This window comes from Vibrio neptunius (assembly GCF_000967495.1).
Taxonomy (GTDB): Bacteria; Pseudomonadota; Gammaproteobacteria; order Enterobacterales; family Vibrionaceae; genus Vibrio; species Vibrio neptunius.
Genome location: NZ_JXXU01000079.1, coordinates 1 through 19,286 on the forward strand (window position 1 = coordinate 1; position 19,286 = coordinate 19,286).

Annotated in this window: 20 protein-coding genes and 2 tRNA genes; 3 read left to right on the forward strand and 19 right to left on the reverse strand. The window is 45.4% G+C overall.

Annotated elements, in window-relative coordinates; translation table 11 throughout:
* Positions 1–201: 201 nt before the first annotated feature.
* The 8 genes from fusA to fkpA form a co-directional block, all read right to left on the reverse strand.
* On the reverse strand, positions 202–2,301 hold the full coding sequence (gene fusA / locus TW84_RS21415; protein WP_045977651.1) for an elongation factor G: 2,100 nt from the start codon (positions 2,299–2,301) through the stop codon (positions 202–204).
* Positions 2,302–2,457: 156 nt separating this feature from the next.
* Entirely contained in the window at positions 2,458–2,928 is a 471-nt protein-coding gene (gene rpsG, locus TW84_RS21420) for a 30S ribosomal protein S7 (RefSeq protein WP_006957063.1), read from the reverse strand.
* Positions 2,929–3,045: 117 nt separating this feature from the next.
* Entirely contained in the window at positions 3,046–3,420 is a 375-nt protein-coding gene (gene rpsL, locus TW84_RS21425; RefSeq protein ID WP_004399892.1) for a 30S ribosomal protein S12, read from the reverse strand.
* Between the two features lie 201 nt (positions 3,421–3,621).
* Positions 3,622–3,897, reverse strand: coding sequence for a sulfurtransferase complex subunit TusB (tusB, locus tag TW84_RS21430; protein WP_045977652.1), 276 nt, complete (start codon positions 3,895–3,897; stop codon positions 3,622–3,624).
* Positions 3,898–3,904: 7 nt separating this feature from the next.
* Positions 3,905–4,261 carry a sulfurtransferase complex subunit TusC gene (gene tusC / locus TW84_RS21435; protein ID WP_045977653.1) on the reverse strand — a complete coding sequence of 119 codons (357 nt, stop codon included), beginning with the start codon at positions 4,259–4,261 and terminating at the stop codon, positions 3,905–3,907.
* Positions 4,258–4,653 (reverse strand): sulfurtransferase complex subunit TusD, encoded by a 396-nt coding sequence (gene tusD / locus TW84_RS21440; protein WP_157634079.1) that lies wholly within the window; start codon positions 4,651–4,653, stop codon positions 4,258–4,260. The genes tusC and tusD overlap by 4 nt, the downstream gene beginning before the upstream one ends.
* On the reverse strand, positions 4,650–5,372 hold the full coding sequence (locus tag TW84_RS21445) for a helix-turn-helix transcriptional regulator (protein ID WP_039951057.1): 723 nt from the start codon (positions 5,370–5,372) through the stop codon (positions 4,650–4,652). The genes tusD and TW84_RS21445 overlap by 4 nt, the downstream gene beginning before the upstream one ends.
* A 184-nt stretch (positions 5,373–5,556) precedes the next feature.
* Positions 5,557–6,351 (reverse strand): FKBP-type peptidyl-prolyl cis-trans isomerase, encoded by a 795-nt coding sequence (fkpA, locus tag TW84_RS21450; RefSeq protein ID WP_045977654.1) that lies wholly within the window; start codon positions 6,349–6,351, stop codon positions 5,557–5,559.
* Positions 6,352–6,489: 138 nt separating this feature from the next.
* Between fkpA and TW84_RS21455 the strand changes: the two genes are divergently transcribed.
* A complete protein-coding gene (locus TW84_RS21455; protein WP_045977655.1) occupies positions 6,490–7,470 on the forward strand; it encodes a WD40 repeat domain-containing protein in 981 nt (326 codons plus the stop codon).
* A 2-nt stretch (positions 7,471–7,472) separates the two neighbouring features.
* Positions 7,473–7,700, forward strand: a complete 228-nt coding sequence (locus TW84_RS21460; protein WP_045977656.1) for a SlyX family protein — start codon at positions 7,473–7,475, stop codon at positions 7,698–7,700.
* Here the strand turns inward: TW84_RS21460 and TW84_RS21465 are convergent.
* The 9 genes from TW84_RS21465 to tsaE all read right to left on the reverse strand — a co-directional run bounded on the left by TW84_RS21465 (position 7,697) and on the right by tsaE (position 17,066).
* Positions 7,697–7,882: a DUF2065 domain-containing protein gene (locus tag TW84_RS21465; RefSeq protein ID WP_045977657.1), complete on the reverse strand. Its 186-nt coding sequence runs from the start codon at positions 7,880–7,882 to the stop codon at positions 7,697–7,699. The genes TW84_RS21460 and TW84_RS21465 overlap by 4 nt on opposite strands.
* A 60-nt stretch (positions 7,883–7,942) precedes the next feature.
* Complete coding sequence (hflC, locus tag TW84_RS21470) at positions 7,943–8,923, reverse strand: protease modulator HflC (protein ID WP_045977658.1); 981 nt, start codon at positions 8,921–8,923, stop codon at positions 7,943–7,945.
* Positions 8,924–8,925: 2 nt separating this feature from the next.
* Entirely contained in the window at positions 8,926–10,116 is a 1,191-nt protein-coding gene (gene hflK / locus TW84_RS21475; protein WP_045977659.1) for an FtsH protease activity modulator HflK, read from the reverse strand.
* A 45-nt stretch (positions 10,117–10,161) separates the two neighbouring features.
* The gene (gene hflX, locus TW84_RS21480) at positions 10,162–11,451 is read right to left on the reverse strand and encodes a ribosome rescue GTPase HflX (RefSeq protein WP_045977660.1); all 1,290 of its coding nucleotides are present in this window, start codon (positions 11,449–11,451) and stop codon (positions 10,162–10,164) included.
* Between the two features lie 43 nt (positions 11,452–11,494).
* On the reverse strand, positions 11,495–11,761 hold the full coding sequence (gene hfq / locus TW84_RS21485; RefSeq protein ID WP_006957051.1) for an RNA chaperone Hfq: 267 nt from the start codon (positions 11,759–11,761) through the stop codon (positions 11,495–11,497).
* A 187-nt stretch (positions 11,762–11,948) separates the two neighbouring features.
* Positions 11,949–12,896: a tRNA (adenosine(37)-N6)-dimethylallyltransferase MiaA gene (gene miaA, locus TW84_RS21490; RefSeq protein WP_045977661.1), complete on the reverse strand. Its 948-nt coding sequence runs from the start codon at positions 12,894–12,896 to the stop codon at positions 11,949–11,951.
* On the reverse strand, positions 12,893–14,869 hold the full coding sequence (gene mutL, locus TW84_RS21495; RefSeq protein ID WP_045977662.1) for a DNA mismatch repair endonuclease MutL: 1,977 nt from the start codon (positions 14,867–14,869) through the stop codon (positions 12,893–12,895). The genes miaA and mutL overlap by 4 nt, the downstream gene beginning before the upstream one ends.
* Positions 14,870–14,877: 8 nt before the next feature.
* Positions 14,878–16,608 carry a LysM peptidoglycan-binding domain-containing protein gene (locus tag TW84_RS21500; RefSeq protein WP_045977663.1) on the reverse strand — a complete coding sequence of 577 codons (1,731 nt, stop codon included), beginning with the start codon at positions 16,606–16,608 and terminating at the stop codon, positions 14,878–14,880.
* A complete protein-coding gene (gene tsaE, locus TW84_RS21505; protein ID WP_045977664.1) occupies positions 16,605–17,066 on the reverse strand; it encodes a tRNA (adenosine(37)-N6)-threonylcarbamoyltransferase complex ATPase subunit type 1 TsaE in 462 nt (153 codons plus the stop codon). Before tsaE ends, TW84_RS21500 begins: the two co-directional genes overlap by 4 nt.
* A gap of 200 nt (positions 17,067–17,266) precedes the next feature.
* Here tsaE and queG point away from each other — a divergent pair, with 200 nt between their 5' ends.
* Positions 17,267–18,379 carry a tRNA epoxyqueuosine(34) reductase QueG gene (gene queG / locus TW84_RS21510; RefSeq protein WP_045977665.1) on the forward strand — a complete coding sequence of 371 codons (1,113 nt, stop codon included), beginning with the start codon at positions 17,267–17,269 and terminating at the stop codon, positions 18,377–18,379.
* Positions 18,380–18,925: 546 nt separating this feature from the next.
* On the opposite strand, the gene TW84_RS21515 is transcribed toward queG, so the two are convergent.
* A tRNA-Gly gene (locus tag TW84_RS21515) sits at positions 18,926–19,001 on the reverse strand.
* A gap of 165 nt (positions 19,002–19,166) precedes the next feature.
* A tRNA-Gly gene (locus tag TW84_RS21520) sits at positions 19,167–19,242 on the reverse strand.
* Positions 19,243–19,286: the final 44 nt, after the last annotated feature.

The window sequence follows — 19,286 nt, forward strand, 5'->3', positions numbered from 1 at the left end:
CCAACGTTTACGTGCGGTTTAGTACGTTCAAATTTTTCTTTAGACACGATCGTGTTCCTTCCTAGTTATGATTCGCCGCGAACGTTATTGATCACGACGCGCCAGAATTTGCTATTTTATGCGCCAACGTCCGTCAGCGCAATATTTGGACGTATTGATCTTTAAAAAAGTCTTGCTATTTTTAAAGGTTAATACGTTTTCTTAGTAACCACGGTCTGCAATAATTTTATCTGCAAAGTTTTTCGGTACTTCAGCGTACTCGTTGAACTCCATAGAATAAGACGCACGGCCTTGAGTTGCAGAGCGGAGATCCGTTGCGTAACCAAACATCTCAGATAGTGGTACTTGAGCGCGGATGATCTTAATACCCGCCACTCCATCGTCCATACCTTCGATCATACCGCGACGGCGGTTAAGGTCACCAACAACATCACCCATCCAATCTTCAGGAGTGGTTACTTCAACATTCATCATTGGCTCAAGAAGAACAGGCTGTGCTTCTAATGAACCCTTCTTGAATGCCATCGAGCCAGCGATCTTAAACGCCATCTCGTTAGAGTCAACATCGTGGTAAGAACCATCAAACAGAGTGGCTTTAATATCTAGTACAGGATAACCCGCTAGAACACCGCTGTTCATTTGCTCTTCGATACCTTTCGCTACCGAGCTGATGTATTCCTTAGGAACAACACCACCCACAATTTCGTCAACAAAGACAAAACCTTCGCCAGGTTCAGATGGCTCCAGTTTGATCCATACGTGACCATACTGACCACGACCACCAGATTGACGTACAAATTTACCTTCAACTTCCGCGTTGCCACGGATTGTTTCACGGTACGCAACCTGAGGTTTACCAACATTACAGTCAACGCTGAATTCACGTTTCATACGATCAACGATGATATCTAGGTGAAGCTCACCCATACCAGAGATCAGTGTCTGACCTGTTTCGTCGTCCGTTTCTACGCGGAATGATGGATCTTCTGCCGCTAGTTTACCTAGAGCAATACCCATTTTCTCTTGATCGGCAACAGAGCGAGGCTCTACCGCGATCTGAATTACCGGATCAGGGAACTCCATGCGTTCCAGAATCACTTTGTGGTTCTGGTCACATAGCGTGTCACCTGTTGTCACGTCTTTAAGGCCGATTGCTGCCGCAATATCGCCCGCGCGAACTTCTTTAATTTCGTCACGCTTGTTTGAGTGCATCTGTACGATACGACCAAAGCGTTCTTTCTTCTGCTTCACAGAGTTGTAGACTGCGTCGCCAGAGTTCACCACACCAGAGTAAACACGCATAAAGGTCAGCGTACCTACGAATGGGTCAGTTGCGATCTTGAAGGCTAATGCTGAGAACGGTTCGTTGTCGTCTGCATGACGTTCAACTTCTTTCTCGTTGTCATCCACACCTTTAATCGCTGGAACGTCGATTGGTGATGGCAAGAATTCAACCACTGCATCGAGTACCGCTTGAACACCTTTGTTCTTGAACGCACTACCACAAGTGGCCAGTACGATTTCGTTATTTAGTGTGCGTGTACGCAGTGCTTGCTTGATTTCAGCTTCCGTTAGTTCGCCTTCTTCAAGATACTTATCCATCAGCTCTTCGCTAGCTTCCGCTGCAGATTCAACAAGGTTGTTGTGCCACTCTTCAGCAAGCTCAAGCATGTCCGCTGGAATCTCTTCGTAAGTGAACGTTGTACCTTGATCAGCTTCACTCCAGTTGATCATCTTCATCTTGATTAGGTCAATAACACCCTTGAAGTCATCTTCCGCACCAACGTTAAGTTGGATAGGAACAGGGTTCGCACCAAGACGGTTTTTGATTTGATCAACTACACGAAGGAAATCAGCACCTGCACGGTCCATCTTGTTAACAAATACCATACGAGGTACTTGGTACTTGTCAGCTTGACGCCATACAGTTTCAGATTGAGGTTCAACACCCGATGAGCCACAGAACACAACGACAGCACCATCAAGTACGCGCAGTGAACGCTCTACTTCGATAGTGAAATCTACGTGTCCGGGAGTATCGATGATGTTGATGCGGTGGTCTTGGAATTGTGCGTCCATACCACGCCAGAAAGTCGTCGTAGCCGCTGAGGTGATAGTGATACCACGCTCCTGTTCCTGCTCCATCCAGTCCATGGTAGCAGCACCATCGTGAACTTCACCGATTTTGTGAGAAAGGCCAGTGTAGAACAGAATACGTTCACTTGTGGTTGTTTTACCTGCGTCTACGTGAGCGACGATACCAATATTACGGTAGCGCTCAATAGGTGTTTTACGAGCCACGATTGAATCCTCTTGAATTAGGGACTATTGCTATTTCTAGTTGCATTTTAGTCTGCTCATGGCAATTTTTACGTGCCCTAGATATAGCAATAGTTCCTAAGCTTGCGCATAGGAACTAGAGTAGCGCCGCGAAGGTTCTCGCGGCACTGAAAGGTATTACCAGCGGTAATGAGCGAATGCTTTGTTCGCTTCTGCCATACGGTGAACGTCTTCACGTTTCTTAACAGCAGTACCTTTGTTCTCAGACGCGTCTAGCATTTCAGCAGCTAGGCGTTGAGCCATAGATTTTTCACCACGCTTACGCGCAGCTTCAACTACCCAACGCATAGCAAGTGCGTTACGGCGAACCGGACGTACTTCTACAGGTACTTGGTAAGTTGAACCACCCACGCGACGAGATTTAACCTCTACCGCAGGGCGAACATTTTCAAGAGCTTCTTCAAATACAGCTAAGTGATCTTTACCAGATTTCTCAGCCATTGCATCTAGTGCAGTGTAAACAATTTTCTCTGCAGTAGATTTTTTACCGTCAACCATAAGGATGTTAACGAATTTTGCCAGCAGTTCTGATTTGAACTTTGGATCTGGAAGGATCTTACGCTGACCGATGACGCGACGACGTGGCATGGAATTTCTCCGTTGTCTTATTCTTCAGGTTATCCAAAACTTTACAGTTTCTTCAAAAATTAATATTAATTTTAGTGTTTGGCCTTACTTAACGCTTCTCTTTAAAAGAAAAGACGATTAAGACTTAGGACGCTTCACACCGTACTTAGAACGACCTTGTTTACGGTCATTTACGCCAGCACAGTCAAGTGCACCACGTACTGTGTGGTAACGTACACCCGGAAGGTCTTTAACACGACCGCCACGGATTAGAACAACTGAGTGCTCTTGAAGGTTGTGACCTTCACCACCGATGTACGAAGTTACTTCGAAACCGTTTGTTAGACGTACACGACATACTTTACGTAGTGCCGAGTTAGGTTTTTTAGGTGTAGTAGTGTAAACACGAGTACATACACCACGTTTTTGTGGGCACGCTTCTAGTGCTGGCACGTTGCTTTTAACAACTTGCTTTGCACGTGGCTTACGTACCAACTGGTTAATAGTTGCCATTAACTAGCTCCTGATTTACTTAAAAGTAAGCTTTGTGAAAAATCTAACCCTATCTACACGTGTACCGAAGTACTTCGTACAAATAGGGACGCAAAATTCTATGCAGCAGTGAGAGGTGTGTCAAGAAATATACGGATCTTTTTTGTCCAACTCGAACACGTACACCGTAAATGCTGATTCACAGTATGCTAGGGACAAGACTTAATCCCAGGTGAGAGAGTTTTCTTGCTCAGAAGTCAGATCGACAAAGCTTTCGTAGTCGACCGTCTCTATCGATGGACTCGTGCGGTTAAGGATACCACGGGCTGCCAAATCATTCCGCAATACAAAGGTATTGAGGCCTTTAATCAAAGGGTAAGTCTTATGTTGGGGATTGACCGAATACACCGCATCTTCTATCAGCAACAAAACATCGCCGTCAATATACACCTTTACAACGTCTTCTAACGCCGCTACCGACTTAACAATATGTAACATGATTCCCTTAAAAAGAAAGTACTTTGCCAGCGCGATGGATCTGCGCCTGAATATCAACAATAGAAAGCGATTCAGCGTTTATCACTAAATCTGCTTGCGCTAGCCCACGTTCCGCCAATGAAACCGAGCAGACGTACACTTGTTCGATGTCGTAAAGATCAAATAGCTTGAGCATAGGTGAATAGTCTTTACTCAGAATATCACCTGTTTGCTGACCGGCAATCAACTGGTACACGCCATCCCCAATAAACACTACGCTGATATCTTCACAATACGCTGATGCTGCTAATAAAGCATCAATACCTTCCCGACCAGAAGCACTGCCATGGGGGGCGCTGCGGAATACATAGGTTAACTGGCTCAAAACTGCACCACTCTATCTTGCGTAAGCATGGCTTCAGCCAGACTGCCCAGCCCTGCCTGATAAAATCCATCTGCAAGGTTACTTTGCATCAAGCTGTGTTGGTTGGCTTCATCCTGACTGACGATACCACGACGCAATGCGGCGGCAACACAAGTTTCAAGACGCACAGCGTGTTCTGAAGCCAGAGATTGCCAAGCTTTGACCAAATCAAATTCGTCATTCGCTGGCACACTCAGTGCCGTTCCGTTGGTTACACCATCCTGATAAAAGAACACGCTCACTAACCGGTGACCTTTATTAATCAGGCTGCGTGCAAATTGATAGGCCGTTCTGGCGGACTGACTACCATAAACTGAGCCGTTCACGACCAAGGTATAGCTCAATGAATTCAACTTTCGTCTTCCTCAGTTTTGCGCTGGCGGATATAGAGATAGACGGTGTGTTTAGAAATATTCAAACGATCTGCAACCCGATTTATCGCGTCTTTGATATCAAAGATTCCTTTATCGAATAACTCCATCACAATTTGACGGTTTTTGGTGTTGTTCGATACCGACTTATCAGCATTTATCTCTTCTATTGTACGCTCAACCGTCTGATCCACCAGCTCCTCAACATCACTGGCAAAGTTTACGGAGGAAGCCGCTTGCTTGGCTTCTTCAGTAGGCATGAAAGATTGCAATACTTGAGAGAATGGCGCATCGAGATTCACGTTGATACATAGCAAGCCAATAACACGATTTTCACCGTTACGGATCGCAACAGTAATCGACTTCATCAGCACACCACCTTTGGCACGGGTAAAATATGAGCGAGAGAAGTTACGTTCCGAGCCTTCAATATCACGTAACATTTTTAACGCTAAATCCGTGATAGGTGAACCGACCTGACGCCCTGTGTTTTCACCATTGGCAATTTTAATAGCTGATGTATTGAGGTCTTCCAGAGAATGCAGAACGATTTCACAAAAAGGGCCGATAAGACTAGCAATGCCGTCCACAACTGCTTCATACGATCTCAGAATAATTTTGTCGTGCTCACTAAATGGCATCACATTGACAGATTCCATTTCGAGCAACATATCTGTGTTTACTGTGTCTGTAGTTGTCACTTTTTAAGCCTACGAGCGAAAAATCAACAAATTGGTGTAAGTTTATCAGAAATTTTGAATTGAACATCTAGCAATGCCACTATCTAGTGATTTAGAACAAACTATTCACGCGATACAGTGCTCAGAACATAAAAAAAGGCCTGACTTTCGTCAGACCTTTCTACTTCATTCTGCGAGTAGTGGTTTATTGAACCGCTTGCTCACCTTCACCGTTATCGATTTTCAGTAGTTCAACTTCAAAGACCAGTGTTGAGTTTGCTGGGATAGTTGGCGTATCTTGCTCACCGTATGCCAATTCAGGTGGAATAACGAACTTAAACTTAGAACCCACAGGCATTAGCTGCACACCTTCCGTCCAACCAGAAATCACGCGATTAAGTGGGAACGTCGCAGGTTCACCACGGTCGTATGAACTATCGAATTGAGTGCCGTCAATCAACGTGCCTTTGTAATGAACCTGAACCGTATCTGTGTCTTTCGGCTGTTCACCTGTAGCTGGTGTCATTACTTGATAAAGAAGGCCTGAGTCCGTCTTTTTGACACCATCTTGCTTTTCGAAAGCAGTACGGAAATCATCACCCGCTTTCTTTGCTTCAGCCGCTTTTTCTGCCGCTTGCTTTTGCATTGTTTCAGCAACACGCTTGTCTAGTGATTCAAGTGCTGAACGTGTTTCTTCTTCATTAAGCTCGGGATTGCCCGCAAACACATGTTCAATGCCTTTCAGTACGAGATCTTTATCTAGGTTAATACCAATTTCATTTGGTTTGTCTAAGCTAGTGTTTAGGTAATTAGCAAACGATACGCCAATCGCGTAAGCTGCTTTTTCATCGTCGGTTTTAAAGTGAACCGTTTTACCGGCTTCTGCTTGCACTTGCTCGACTGCAGGCGCGGCTTCTGTTTTAGCTTCTTCTTCTTTTTGACAGCCAACCGCCAACATTACTGTTGCTGCAAGCAGTGACACCTTAAAAATAGATTTCATTGAATTCTCCAATTAATGGCTAACCATTTGTCTTTGCGCACAAATCTGTAATTTCGACTGGTGCTCATAAGCATGTTGTACCACTATAACCAATATGCGTTTTAATTAAACGTTAACTAAAGCGGATCTTTGTATTTAATGCGAATTATTTTTCACACTCTGATACTTACGTTTGTCATCGCAGCGTTAAATGGCTGCTTTTTCTCCACACAGGATGATCAACGCTGGGTAATTGAACCTCTGGGAACCACCAGTTTCGCCTTAAGCCGAGATGCCCGATTTGCCCTGTTGTACTCTAAAGAGCATCAACTGGTACTGTGGGACCTCTACGAAAGCCAACAGCTTGCCTCATTAGGCGAACAAGATCCTCAAGCGAGTACCGTTTCTCGAATCCGTATCTCAGATAACGGCCGATTTGCCGTCACTGCAACACAAATAAACTTTGCTGTATGGGATTTAGCATGGACACAAGCTCAAGGGCTCTGGTCCATCTCAGACGGCTTAATTCGCGATATCGACATCGCCAGCAACGGTGAACAAGTCTTGCTGGGGTTATCGAATGGCAAAGCCATTTACGTCAACTTAGTCACTGGAAGACGCCTAGAGTTCCTTGCCCATAATGAAAAAGTGAATTCCGTTGCCCTATCTCCTAATGGTCGTTTCGCTTTATCGGGAGGTAATGATTATACCGCCTATCTATGGGATACCCGTACAGGGCAAATTCTCAAGAGCTTTGAGCATGAGCAGCGCATCAATCGTGTCGCCCTACAAAGAGATGGTTTGTATGCCTTTACTTCAGATGGAGGCAATCAGGCAATCATCTGGGATCTCAGAACTGGAGAACAAATTTCCAATCTGCGCAGTTTTTCTCGTCAGTTGATCTTCTCAACGGCCCGCTTCTCTGATGACGGGCAGTTCCTTGTCACTGGTACTCCTTCAAGCCGAATTATGGTCTGGGACATACAAACAGGTAAAAAGGTCGAGGGATTTGAAGCAGAGCCTTTAAAAGATACTCGCCCTCCACGCGCAGTGGTGTATGATGCAGCCTTTGATAATCAGAACCGAGTGATATCGGGCACCTCTGCAGGGATCGCCCAGGCTTGGAGTGTGGATAACTAATCATGACCGAAAAGCGTATTGAAGAGCTAGAGAACCGTCTTAACGACATGGAGTGCCAGCTTGCTTTCCAAGAGCAGACTATTGAGTCTCTCAATGATGCACTAAGTCAGCAACAACTGCTGATCACGAAAATGCAGGATCAGATGAAGTACGTGGTGGGCAAAGTCAAAAACATGGACTCATCTAATTTAGCCGATCCAGCCCAAGAAACCCCGCCACCACACTACTAACTAAACACGTATGCAATCACGGCACCTGCAACCACTAAACACCCGCCGATACGCCTAAGTTGATTGTCGGGTTGATCACTAAGCTGAGAGACCATATTTCTCCAACCGTTCGGTGCGATTAGAGGCCCCAACCCTTCCACAATCAACACTAGACCCAGAGCCATCCAAAGAGAATTAGTCATCGCTTTTTCCTATAAAAAACAAAGGCTCCACAAGGGAGCCTTTTATTGATGAGTTTGAACTTACTTAGCAGGCGTACCTGCTGAGTTGTTCATGTACTGGAAGAAATCACTCTTAGGATCCAGTACTAAAATGTCGCTTTCACTGTTAAATGAAGACTGATAAGCGCGCAATGAACGGATAAACCCGAAGAACTCAGGATCCTTGCTATAAGCTTCAGCATAGATGTTGGCAGCTTCAGCATCCGCATCACCCCTAGTGATTCTAGCGGTTTTGTCTGCCTCGGCAAGAATCGTCGCCACTTCTAATTCAGCTTGAGCTCGAATAATTTCCGCTTGCTCGCGACCTTCTGAACGAAACTGCCTTGCAACTGACTCACGCTCTGCGCGCATCCGATTATAGATAGATTGGTTGATACTATCTGGAAGGTTAATCTTCTTCATTCTAAAGTCGAAGACATGAATACCCAAATCTTCCATCGCATCTTTACGCGTATCGTTGAGCACGTTCTTCATAATGATGTCACGCTCGCCATCAACTTCTAATGCCTCTTTGGCAGCTTCAGTGGTCACCACATCGGCGTCAGCACTGTCAGGCAATATATCTGTGTTACGTGGCCCAGAAACGATCTGCTTTATCTCACGTGAACCTATTTCTGAACGCAACACGTCCGTTACTTTACGGCTTAGTAGGGTTTGAGCTGTATTAGCGTTGCCACCACCAGTGGCAAGATAATACTGGCCAAAGTCTTCGATACGCCACTTTATGTACGAATCGATCAAAACATCCTTTTTCTCAGACGTTACGAAACGATCCGAGCGCCCGTCCATAGTCTGAATCTTAGCGTCTAGGGTTTTGACATTGTCAAACAGCGGCATTTTGAAGTGCAAGCCCGGTTCGTAGATTCGTGCAATCTCATTGTTGTCTTTCAACACTCGACCGAAACGAACAACGATACCACGCTCTCCTTCAGGTATCACAAATAGCGACATCAACATAAGGACAAGTGCGACGACCAAAAAAGGGATCATTAACTTACGCATTTTTAATATCTCCCTTGACGTGAGGTAGAACGAGAACCTGAGTCATTGGTATCACTACTTGATTGCGGTTCTAACTCAATTTTTTCATATGTAGAGGTTTCTTTCATTGAGCGACTGCGAGTTTCTTTTTGACCACTGGTAAGCTTATCGATAGGTAGATACAACAGATTACCGCTCGACTCTGAATCAATCAGAACTTTCGATGTACTGGAGTAAACTTTCTCCATCGTATCTAAGTAGAGTCGATTACGAGTCACTTCTGGTGCAGCTTGGTACTCAGGGAGTAACTTCTCAAACTGAGCGACTTCACCTAACGCTCCATTTACGACTCGTTCACTGTAGCCTTGAGCTTCTTTAACTAGACGTTCAGCACGACCTTTAGCCTTAGGGATAATATCGTTTTGATATGCTTCGGCTTCACGCTTAAAGCGCTGCGCGTCCTCACGAGACGCTGTCGCATCATCAAACGCATCTTTCACTTCTTCAGGTGGACGAGCATCTTCAAAGTTCACCGCTACAATTTCAATACCCATATCATAATTATTGACGATATCTTCGAGGGTGATTTGAGTGTTTTGACGGATAGACAAGCGACCGCTCGTCAAAATGCTGTCCATTAGTGAATCACCGATTACGGCACGCAGTGCAGAATCTGTTGCTTGACGTAAGCTGTCATCTGCGTTGGTCACGCGGAATAGGTATTTGTAAGGATCCGCGACACGATATTGAACATCCATCGCAACAGCCACAACGTTTTCATCTTTTGTCAGCATTAGACCAGAAGAACGTAGCGAACGAATTGCCTGTTCGTTGACCGCTTGATACTCATCGATAAAGCGAGGACGCCAGTTCAAACCTGGATCAACCACACGGTCATACTTACCTAGACGTAGCACGACACCACGCTCACCTTCACCAATGGTGTAAAAGCCAGCAAAGAACCAAATTGCTATCGCGATAACTGCAATGACACCAAAACCTAGTGTACCGCCGCCACCGCCGATAGACGATCCTTTGCCTCCTTTTCCACCACCAAACTTTCCACCCAGTTTCTGACTCAGTTTATTAAACACTTCGTCTAAGTCTGGCGGTCCTTGATCACGGCCACCTTTGTTACCACGATTATTATTACCCCATGGGTCGTTATCGCGGCCATTGTTGCCGTTGTTATTACCAGGCTCATTCCACGCCATTAGAAAGCTCCATCATTTGATATGACGTTATACTGTAGCAGTCATTTAAGTAACTATAAAGTCACGTAAAACTGCCCCTTCTCTTTTTTCAAGTCTAGACCAATCAACTTGCTGCATTCGAACATCAATCAACAAGTTGCCATCCTGATCATATTCTTCTCGTTGAATACATTTCATCTGGAAGAATGTACTACGAATACGCCCCTGATGCTGTGGCGGTATTCGCAATTGATATTGAACCATTTGACTGGCTAAACACTCAGTCAGGGCTTCAAATAGCAGTTCAATACCCACGCCTTCCATTGCTGAAACCCAAACGGCACGAGGAACACCTTCTTCGTCCCTTTCTATTCGAGGTTTCTGGTCTTCGAGGTTATCAATTTTGTTCATGACAATCAGAGCAGGCACCTCATGGGCATCGATCTCTTCAAGTACATCATGAACTGCATGAATATTCTCACGAAAACGCTCATCACTGGCATCGACAACATGTAACAAAATGTCAGCTTCCTGCGTTTCTTGCAGGGTTGCTTTGAAAGCAGCAACCAGATCATGGGGTAAATGGCGGATGAATCCAACCGTATCTGCCAAAATGGCTATACCCACATCTGCTAGCTCTATTCTTCTCAACGTTGGATCCAAAGTGGCAAACAGCTGATCAGCTGCGTAAACGCCTGCTTCAGTAATGCGGTTAAACAAAGTAGATTTACCCGCATTGGTGTAACCAACCAGAGAGATAGTGGGGATTTCCGCTCGATTTCTGGCTCGGCGACCTTGTTCACGCTGTTTTGCCACCTTTTCCAAACGGCGCAATATAGCTTTTATACGGTCACGCAATAAACGTCGGTCAGTTTCTAACTGAGTTTCACCTGGACCACGTAAACCAATGCCACCTTTTTGCCTTTCAAGGTGGGTCCAACCACGAATAAGTCGAGTAGAAATATGACGAAGTTGAGCAAGCTCAACCTGCAGTTTACCTTCGTGCGTTCGGGCACGTTGAGCAAAAATGTCTAAGATGAGACCGGTACGATCAAGAACCCGACATTTACACAACGATTCTAGGTTACGTTCTTGGGCAGGAGAGAGGGCGTGATTGAATATCACTACATCCGCAGCAGCAAGTTGCACCGCTTGGGCAATTTCTTGAGCTTTACCCTCTCCGACATAGTATTTAGGGTGTGGTGACTGGCGACTTCCAGTTACAACTTGTAACGTTGAGACCCCAGCCGAAGATACCAGCATTTCAAACTCACTGAGATCGTCCCACTCCCCTTCTTGCGTGAAGTTGATATGAACAAGTACGGCTCGCTCACCGGCTTCATAACGGTCAAACAAGCAATCAACTCCTTAAAATAATACTAATTTCTTTTTCCGAGAATTAATCTTCTGATTTCTCTTGCTGACGCTCGCCGCCCTGAGGACGCTCACCACTATGGTGGCTAACTGGACGAGCAGGCACTACTGTGGAGATAGCGTGCTTGTATACCATCTGGTTGACGGTGTTTTTCAGCAAGATCACAAATTGATCGAAAGACTCAATCTGACCCTGTAGTTTAATTCCGTTTACTAGGTAGATTGATACGGGAATACGTTCACGACGTAATGCATTTAAGAATGGGTCTTGTAAAGATTGCCCCTTAGCCATTTTATTTTCCTTATTTTGTAATTTTGTTCTAGTTATTTAGCTAGTGGTGCACTGAAAAACTAGGTGCGCCTTTGCATCTGAGCTAAACGAATAAAAAACACCCTGTCGTTACCTGTTATGGCGGCTTTGTTACCAAATTTCAAGTAACAGATCCTTTACAGAGTTCATTCACGCAAAAGCGATCACATTATACACAGCTAAAACCTTCAGACGCTATGGCATTTGATACGGTTTCTAGAGCTTGTTCTATGTTTTCGCTATCTAACCAAGTTAAATCATCCCAACTGCGTAACCAGGTGATTTGTCGCTTGGCCAACTGGCGGGTCGCGCAGATACCTTTAAAAATGGCATCGTCAAGTGTGCAGTTCCCATCCAAATAGTCCCACATCTGCCGATAACCGACACAACGAATAGAAGGAAGATCAGAATGAAGATCATCTCTGGCATACAAGCCACGCATCTCCTGTTCAAATCCCGCTTCCATCATTTTGTCGAATCTAAACTCAATTCGGCGATGGAGTTCAGCCCTTTCCTTGGGAGCTATTGCGAACTGTTTTACCCTAAACGGCAGGCTTTGACCTTTGGTTTGAGTCAGTTCAGTAAGAGTTTTACCTGAAATTCGATAAACTTCCAATGCCCTAGACAATCTTTGTGGATCATTGGGGTGGATTCGTTCAGCTGAAACCGGATCAATCTCTTTGAGTTGATCGTGCAGTACGTCCCAGCCAAGAGTCAATGCTTCTTGCTCAATTTGCTGACGTATTTCAGGGTTTGCAGCCGGAAGAGGTGATAAACCTTCCAGTAATGCTTTGTAGTAGAGCATGGTTCCACCAACCAAGAGTGGGATCTTACCTTGCTCTACAATCTTGTGCATTTCATTCAACGCATCACGACGGAAGTCTGCGGCGGAATAAGCTTCACTCGGATCGAGAATGTCAATCAAACGATGAGGAGCGAGTGCTTGCTCTTCTTCATCTGGCTTCGCGGTGCCAATGTCCATTCCCATATAAATCAAAGCAGAGTCAACAGAGATGAGCTCTACTGGGTATTTTTTTCGCAAACGGATAGCCAGATCGGTTTTGCCCGATGCGGTTGGCCCCATTAGAAAGAGGGCCAAAGGTAATTCATTCTTCATAACTTCATCGCTGCAATGGTTGCAGAAAAATCAACAGGGCGAACAAAAGTACGGTCATCCAACGGCAGGTTACCCTGCCAAAGTTGTTCTATCTCAGCAATGACCTGTATTGCTTCCGACAAAGTGTAGTCGTTTTTGACCTGTGTGATCTGGTTGGTTAACCAATCAGAGAGCGCCTGTGGTGGCAGTATTTGATCATTCTCTGATATCAAAGCGGCGTAAGATAACAGATCTGGTACTAATTGTTGCAAATTTTGCTGACGAAGCGGCTGAGGTACACCCATGATCATCAATGAGGAGGAACTTCGACTCTTCAACTCTATGCCAAACTGCATCAACATTGCGTGATGCTGTTGAGAGGCTTCAATCTGCTGAGGATCGAGTTTCAATGACAATGGCACTAATAAAGGCTGACTCTTCAATGCACCTCCATTGAGAGACAACTGTCCGTTCACACGCAACCATTCTGCTTTAGCCATTGAGACTACCCTAGCTCCCAGTTTATCTCCCATAAGCAAGTATTGGCCATGAATCACGCAGACAGCTTTGCCTAATGCCTCTATTACCTCAGCAGGCCCTGTAGGAGCTGAAGGCACAGGTTCGAGTTCTGATGGAGTTGAAGGGGCTTTCTGAGACAATACTGGTGTTTCCAGTAACTCTTTGTAAGCACGCACTTCCTGCTTGCTTGGGGCTGGCACTCCATAGCGCTCTTCAGATTTCGCTTTTTGCCGAGGTACAGGACGCGACTCTACCCAGTCACTTCTCGCAGCAGCCTCACACACCTGAGTTCGCTCTTTTTCAGCTTGACGCTTTTCTTCATAGCCTTGCTGGCCAGGATAAGCAGGCACTTTTTCTACTGCGCGGTACACGTTTTTAGACACCGTATTGGGCTCGGCAGCGGAAGGGGCCGGTATTTCAGGTATAACGGGTTCAGTGTGAAATGCAGAAGCGTTGATGTCGGGTTTATCAATCTGAGCACTCTGAACTAGAGCATCGCTCAAGGCTTGATAAATGAAGTCATGTACTAAACGGGCTTGATGGAAACGCACTTCATGTTTCGCTGGGTGTACATTCACATCAACTTGATGGGGGTCTATTTCGATAAATAGCACGTAAGTGGCAAACTGTTCTGGGCGGAGGCTACTCTCATAACTTTGACGAATAGCGTGATTGATCAACTTATCACGCATCATCCGGCCATTGACGTAACAATATTGCAGGTCACTTTGCTGACGAGCGCCTTCAGGCGTGGTGATCCAACCATGCAACTTGAGCCCTTGGTGTTCAAGCTCAATCTTCAGCATGTTACGTACAAACGGATTGCCACATACCGCTGTTATGCGCTTTTCTTCTTGGACCTGAGTTTTAGCCGCTCGGTATTGCTTAATCATCTTACCGTTGTGGCGCAGGTTGATAGTGACATCAAACTGGCTCAAAGCAATTCGCTTTAATAGCTCATCAATATGAGTGAATTCAGTCTTTTCAGTACGGAGGAATTTACGCCTAGCTGGCGTGTTGAAGAACAGATCCAACACTTCTACTGACGTACCAATAGGGTGCGCCGTCGGTTGAAGCTTGACTTCCATCTCGCGCCCTTCACTGTATGCAGACCAAGCTTGGTCCTGTGTGGCAGGGCGAGAGGTTAGCGTTAGGCGCGCTACAGAACTGATACTGGCAAGCGCTTCACCGCGAAAACCCAGGCTCATGATCGCTTCTAGATCATCCAAACAGTGGATCTTCGATGTAGCGTGACGACTCAGTGCTAAACCCAGCTCATCTTTTGCGATGCCTTTGCCATTATCACGTACACGGATTAGCTTAGCGCCACCTTTTTCAATATCAATATCAATCCGGGTTGCACCAGAGTCTATACTATTTTCGACCAGTTCTTTGACGACTGAAGCTGGTCTCTCGACCACTTCCCCTGCGGCAATCTGGTTAGCCAGTCGTGCTGGAAGAATTTTAATCGTCATGCTTATCGCTACTTATTAGGAATGATCAGAACCTGACCAATCGCCAGTTCGTCTGAACGCAGATTATTAGCTTTTCGGATCGCGCTGACACTCACATCATACTGACTGGCAATTTTCCCAAGAAACTCACCACGCTTCACTTTGTGTTTACGCAATGGCTGATCTTTCATGCTGACGGTAATTTTCAGCTTTTGACCGAGCTTAAGCGTGTCAGAACGCAGTTTGTTTTCGCGTTTTATCGTTGCAACCGACACTTTGTATCTCGCAGCAATCTTACCTAGGTATTCTCCCCTCTGAACCACATGAGTAATCGTCTTTGTTTCCACCGGATTCGTCACTTTAGGCACTGGCACTGCACCTTTTGAACCAGGAATTGACAGTACCTGACCTATAGCAAGCCCAGAGCTTTTCAGCTTATTGGTCTGCATGATAGCTTTCGTGGTCGTGCCGTATTTTTTGGCGATCACTGACAGCGATTCACCGCGCTTAACCTTATGCTTGATCGTCTTGCCGCGATTCGCGAACAAGGTTCCTTCTGGTGGATTGGCTTCAAAGTACTGAACAATCGCTTTAGTCAGTGCGCGCGCCAATTTATCCTGATGACTACGTTGGAAAAGTAATTTTTCTTCTGTAGGGTTTGTGATAAACCCTGTCTCAACCAACACTGATGGAATATCAGGTGATTTCAACACCGCGAGGCTAGCGTTCACGGGTTGCTTCTTGTGTAGTTTGATTCCCTCACTACTCATCTGCTTAAGGATCTTAGTGGCGACTTTGTAGCCTTCTTTCTGAGAATGACTGAACTGCAGGTCTAACAACGTTTGACTGACATTCTTGTCACTGGTGTTTTTAGACAGAACCTCGCCAGCACCACCAAGCAACTGCGACTGCTCCTCGTGATTTTCTACCCAACGGGCAATTTCTGAATTCGCTCGACGGGTATTGAGAACAAACACTGACCCTCCACGCGGCTGCGGAGTACGGAAACCATCTGCATGAATGGACACTAATAGATGCGCTTTGCTACCACGTGCGATTTCAGAACGCTTGTTGAGATTAACAAAGTAATCACCACGACGGGTCAACACAGCTTTCATTCCAGGCACTGCATTGATTTGAGCAGCAATTTTCTTGGAAATGGCCAGTGTCGCATGTTTCTCATACTTACGGTTTGGTCCTATAGAGCCTGGGTCTTCACCACCGTGGCCAGCATCAATCGCAACAACAATATCAGCGGTACCTAATAGCTGAGAGGCATCCCGACTCACTTGAGGAGAACTACTTGAAGAGGAAGGCTTGGCTGCTGAGGTAGATGAAGAGGATGCGCCATGAGGCATGTCTATCACCAAACGATGACCATATTGTCCCCCCGGAGTAGGCGCTAGCTTAAACAACTGTGGCTTGACTTTGCGTTTGAGTTCAAACACCAGTCGATAGGTCCCTTTCTTTGGCGGAGAACTCTTACGAATCCTTTTCAGAACAGGGCTCTCTGCGACGTTAATCGGTAATTTGGTATTGATAGAAGTCTGCTTGAGATCCACTACTAAGCGATCAGGAGTACTGAGCGTAAAATAGCTATACTCCGCCTCCGATGCCAAATCGATAACCACGCGGGTTTCGTCGGGAGACGGCCAAACACGAATACTTTCAAGAGCATTTGCCAACACTCGGGTAGGCAAAAGAAACAGAGCTATGAGAAAAGAGACAGAGACAGCTCGAAAGAATTTATTGATTGTCATAACTCCAACTGTTCAAGTAATTTAGATCCATAATCGTTATTGGCAGTAAGATCAACCACACGCGCTTCACCATCGTAACGCAACTCTATATCCAGATCTGCGCAAGGAAGCAAGCCCTGGCCTTTCTCTGGCCACTCAACCAGACAGATAGCATCAGGCGTAAAGTAATCTCGGATCCCCATGAATTCCAACTCTTCCGGATCGGCTAAACGGTAAAGATCAAAGTGATAAACTTGCCATTGGTCCAGCTGATACGGTTCCACTAGGGTATAGGTCGGGCTTTTGACGTTCCCCTTATGACCCAGTGCACGCACAAAACCTCGGCTAAATGTCGTTTTTCCTGCCCCCAAATCACCATGCAAATAGATGGTAGTTTGCTGAAAGCATAGCTTTGCCAAGACTGTCCCTAATTGAATTGTTGCTTGTTCATCTTTAAGGGCAAAATGTTTCGTGGTCATGAAGATCAATCTCTACTGGGTGACTATATAAAAATCAAAAGAACAGGAATAGTAAACCGGGTTGGAATTGAGAGACAAGATCTGTTGTGTAAGTAAAAGCCAAATTCCTGCTATTTTTGCATGAATTCTCTGGCTTCGATGCTAGATTCAACAAAAAAGATCCGTTAAGATCCGCCCCCCATTTCACCAGAGTCATAAGCATGAACTACCAAGAGCTCGCAAACAAGATCAAAGTTTGGGCCCAAGAGCTTGGCTTCCAGAAAGCCGGTATCTGCGATATTGACCTGAGTGAACACGAGTCGGCACTGCAAAAATGGCTTGATGCTGGCTATCACGGTGAGATGGATTGGATGGCACGTCATGGCATGATGCGAGCACGACCTGCTGAGCTTCTGCCTGGCACAGTGCGAGTCATTAGCGTCCGCATGGACTACCTCCCCCCTGAAGCGCTATTTGCAGCGAACCTAGCCGATCCTACCCAAGCTTATATAAGCCGCTATGCTCTGGGCCGAGATTACCACAAACTGGTTCGCAACCAGTTAAAGAAACTAGGCCAGAAAATAGAGCAAGAAGTGGGGCAGTTTGGCTACCGCCCTTTTGTCGATTCCGCGCCTATTCTCGAGCGCCCTTTAGCGCAAAAAGCAGGACTAGGTTGGACCGGAAAGCACTCCCTCATTCTGGATAAAGATTGTGGTTCGTGGTTTTTTCTTGGTGAGCTACTCATCGATTTACCTTTGCCCATAGATGAAGCGCACCAAGGTGACTGCGGTAAATGTACCGCTTGTATCACTTCCTGCCCTACTCAAGCCATTATTGAAGAAGGTGTCGTTGATGCCCGACGATGCATTTCTTACCTGACCATTGAATTCGACGGCGTGATTCCTAAAGAATTCCGCAAACCTATGGGTAACCGTATTTATGGGTGCGATGATTGCCAGCTTGTTTGCCCATGGAACCGCTTCTCTGAATTAACTGAACACGAGGACTTTCATCGTAGGCAGGCGTTAACCTCACCAGATCTTGTTACTCTGTTTGCATGGGATGAGAAAACATTTCTCAAAAATATGGAAGGCTCTGCCATTCGAAGAATAGGTCATATCCAATGGTTAAGAAATTTGTCGATCGCCATGGGCAATGCGCCATATTCAGCTAATATTATTGAGGCACTAGAGCAGCGTATAGGATTGAGTGAAGTACTGGATGAACATATTCGTTGGGCGATAGAGCAACAAATTGCCCAAATACCCCATTCATCGACTAAGCTAAATAGGCTAATACGTATCGTGCAAAAAGGACTCCCCAGAGATGCATAAACTTTGCCTGTTATAACACGGCGTAATTTGATTTAGCTCTAAAAACGAGAATGTGGAAAAAAGAAAGAGCGATTGCTTGTTTTCTTTCAGCTAAAGAAGTTAATCACATTAGTCATAAATGACTAGGATCAAAAAACAATCACTTAATGATCGAACGAGATGCTCTTTTACTAACAACGCTAAAGTAATAAATTCTTTTAATACAAAGACTTAGATTACCATTAGGAATTAGAAAGAAACTTTCATAACACAAAAGATCATTTCTCTTCGACTCAAACCAGCATCCATAATCAGGTTACCCACCAACTTATCCACAGAAAATAATTGTGGATAACTCTGTTAGTCTTTACAGCTAGCCCTGACTCACCGAGGCTTGTCATCAAAGGATAAAACGAGCACATCTCGTGCTGATTTGAATTTTAGACATAAAAACGCCCACCGCAATGGAGGACTAATTATGATTTTGATTGGTTTATGCTTCACAGCATTAGATAAAGAGCGGTGACCTATAAGGTCAATTCAGACATCTGAAGCCTGAGAAGAATTTGGAGCGACACACGAGGTTCGAACTCGTGACCTCAACCTTGGCAAGGTTGCGCTCTACCAACTGAGCTAGTGTCGCAGTTCATTATTCAAAGCATAATGAAGGCTTAGAAAATTGGAGCGACACACGAGGTTCCCTATTCATAAACAAAAGGTGTGACCTCAACCTTGACAAGGTTGCGCTCAATCAAACTGAGCGGGTGTTGCGTCTTTATCATCGTTAAGCACGATGAAGGCTTTAAATTGGAGCGACACACGAGGTTCGAACTCGTGACCTCAACCTTGGCAAGGTTGCGCTCTACCAACTGAGCTAGTGTCGCATATCAACAGCAATTGCTATTGATTAAATTTGGTTGCGGGGGCC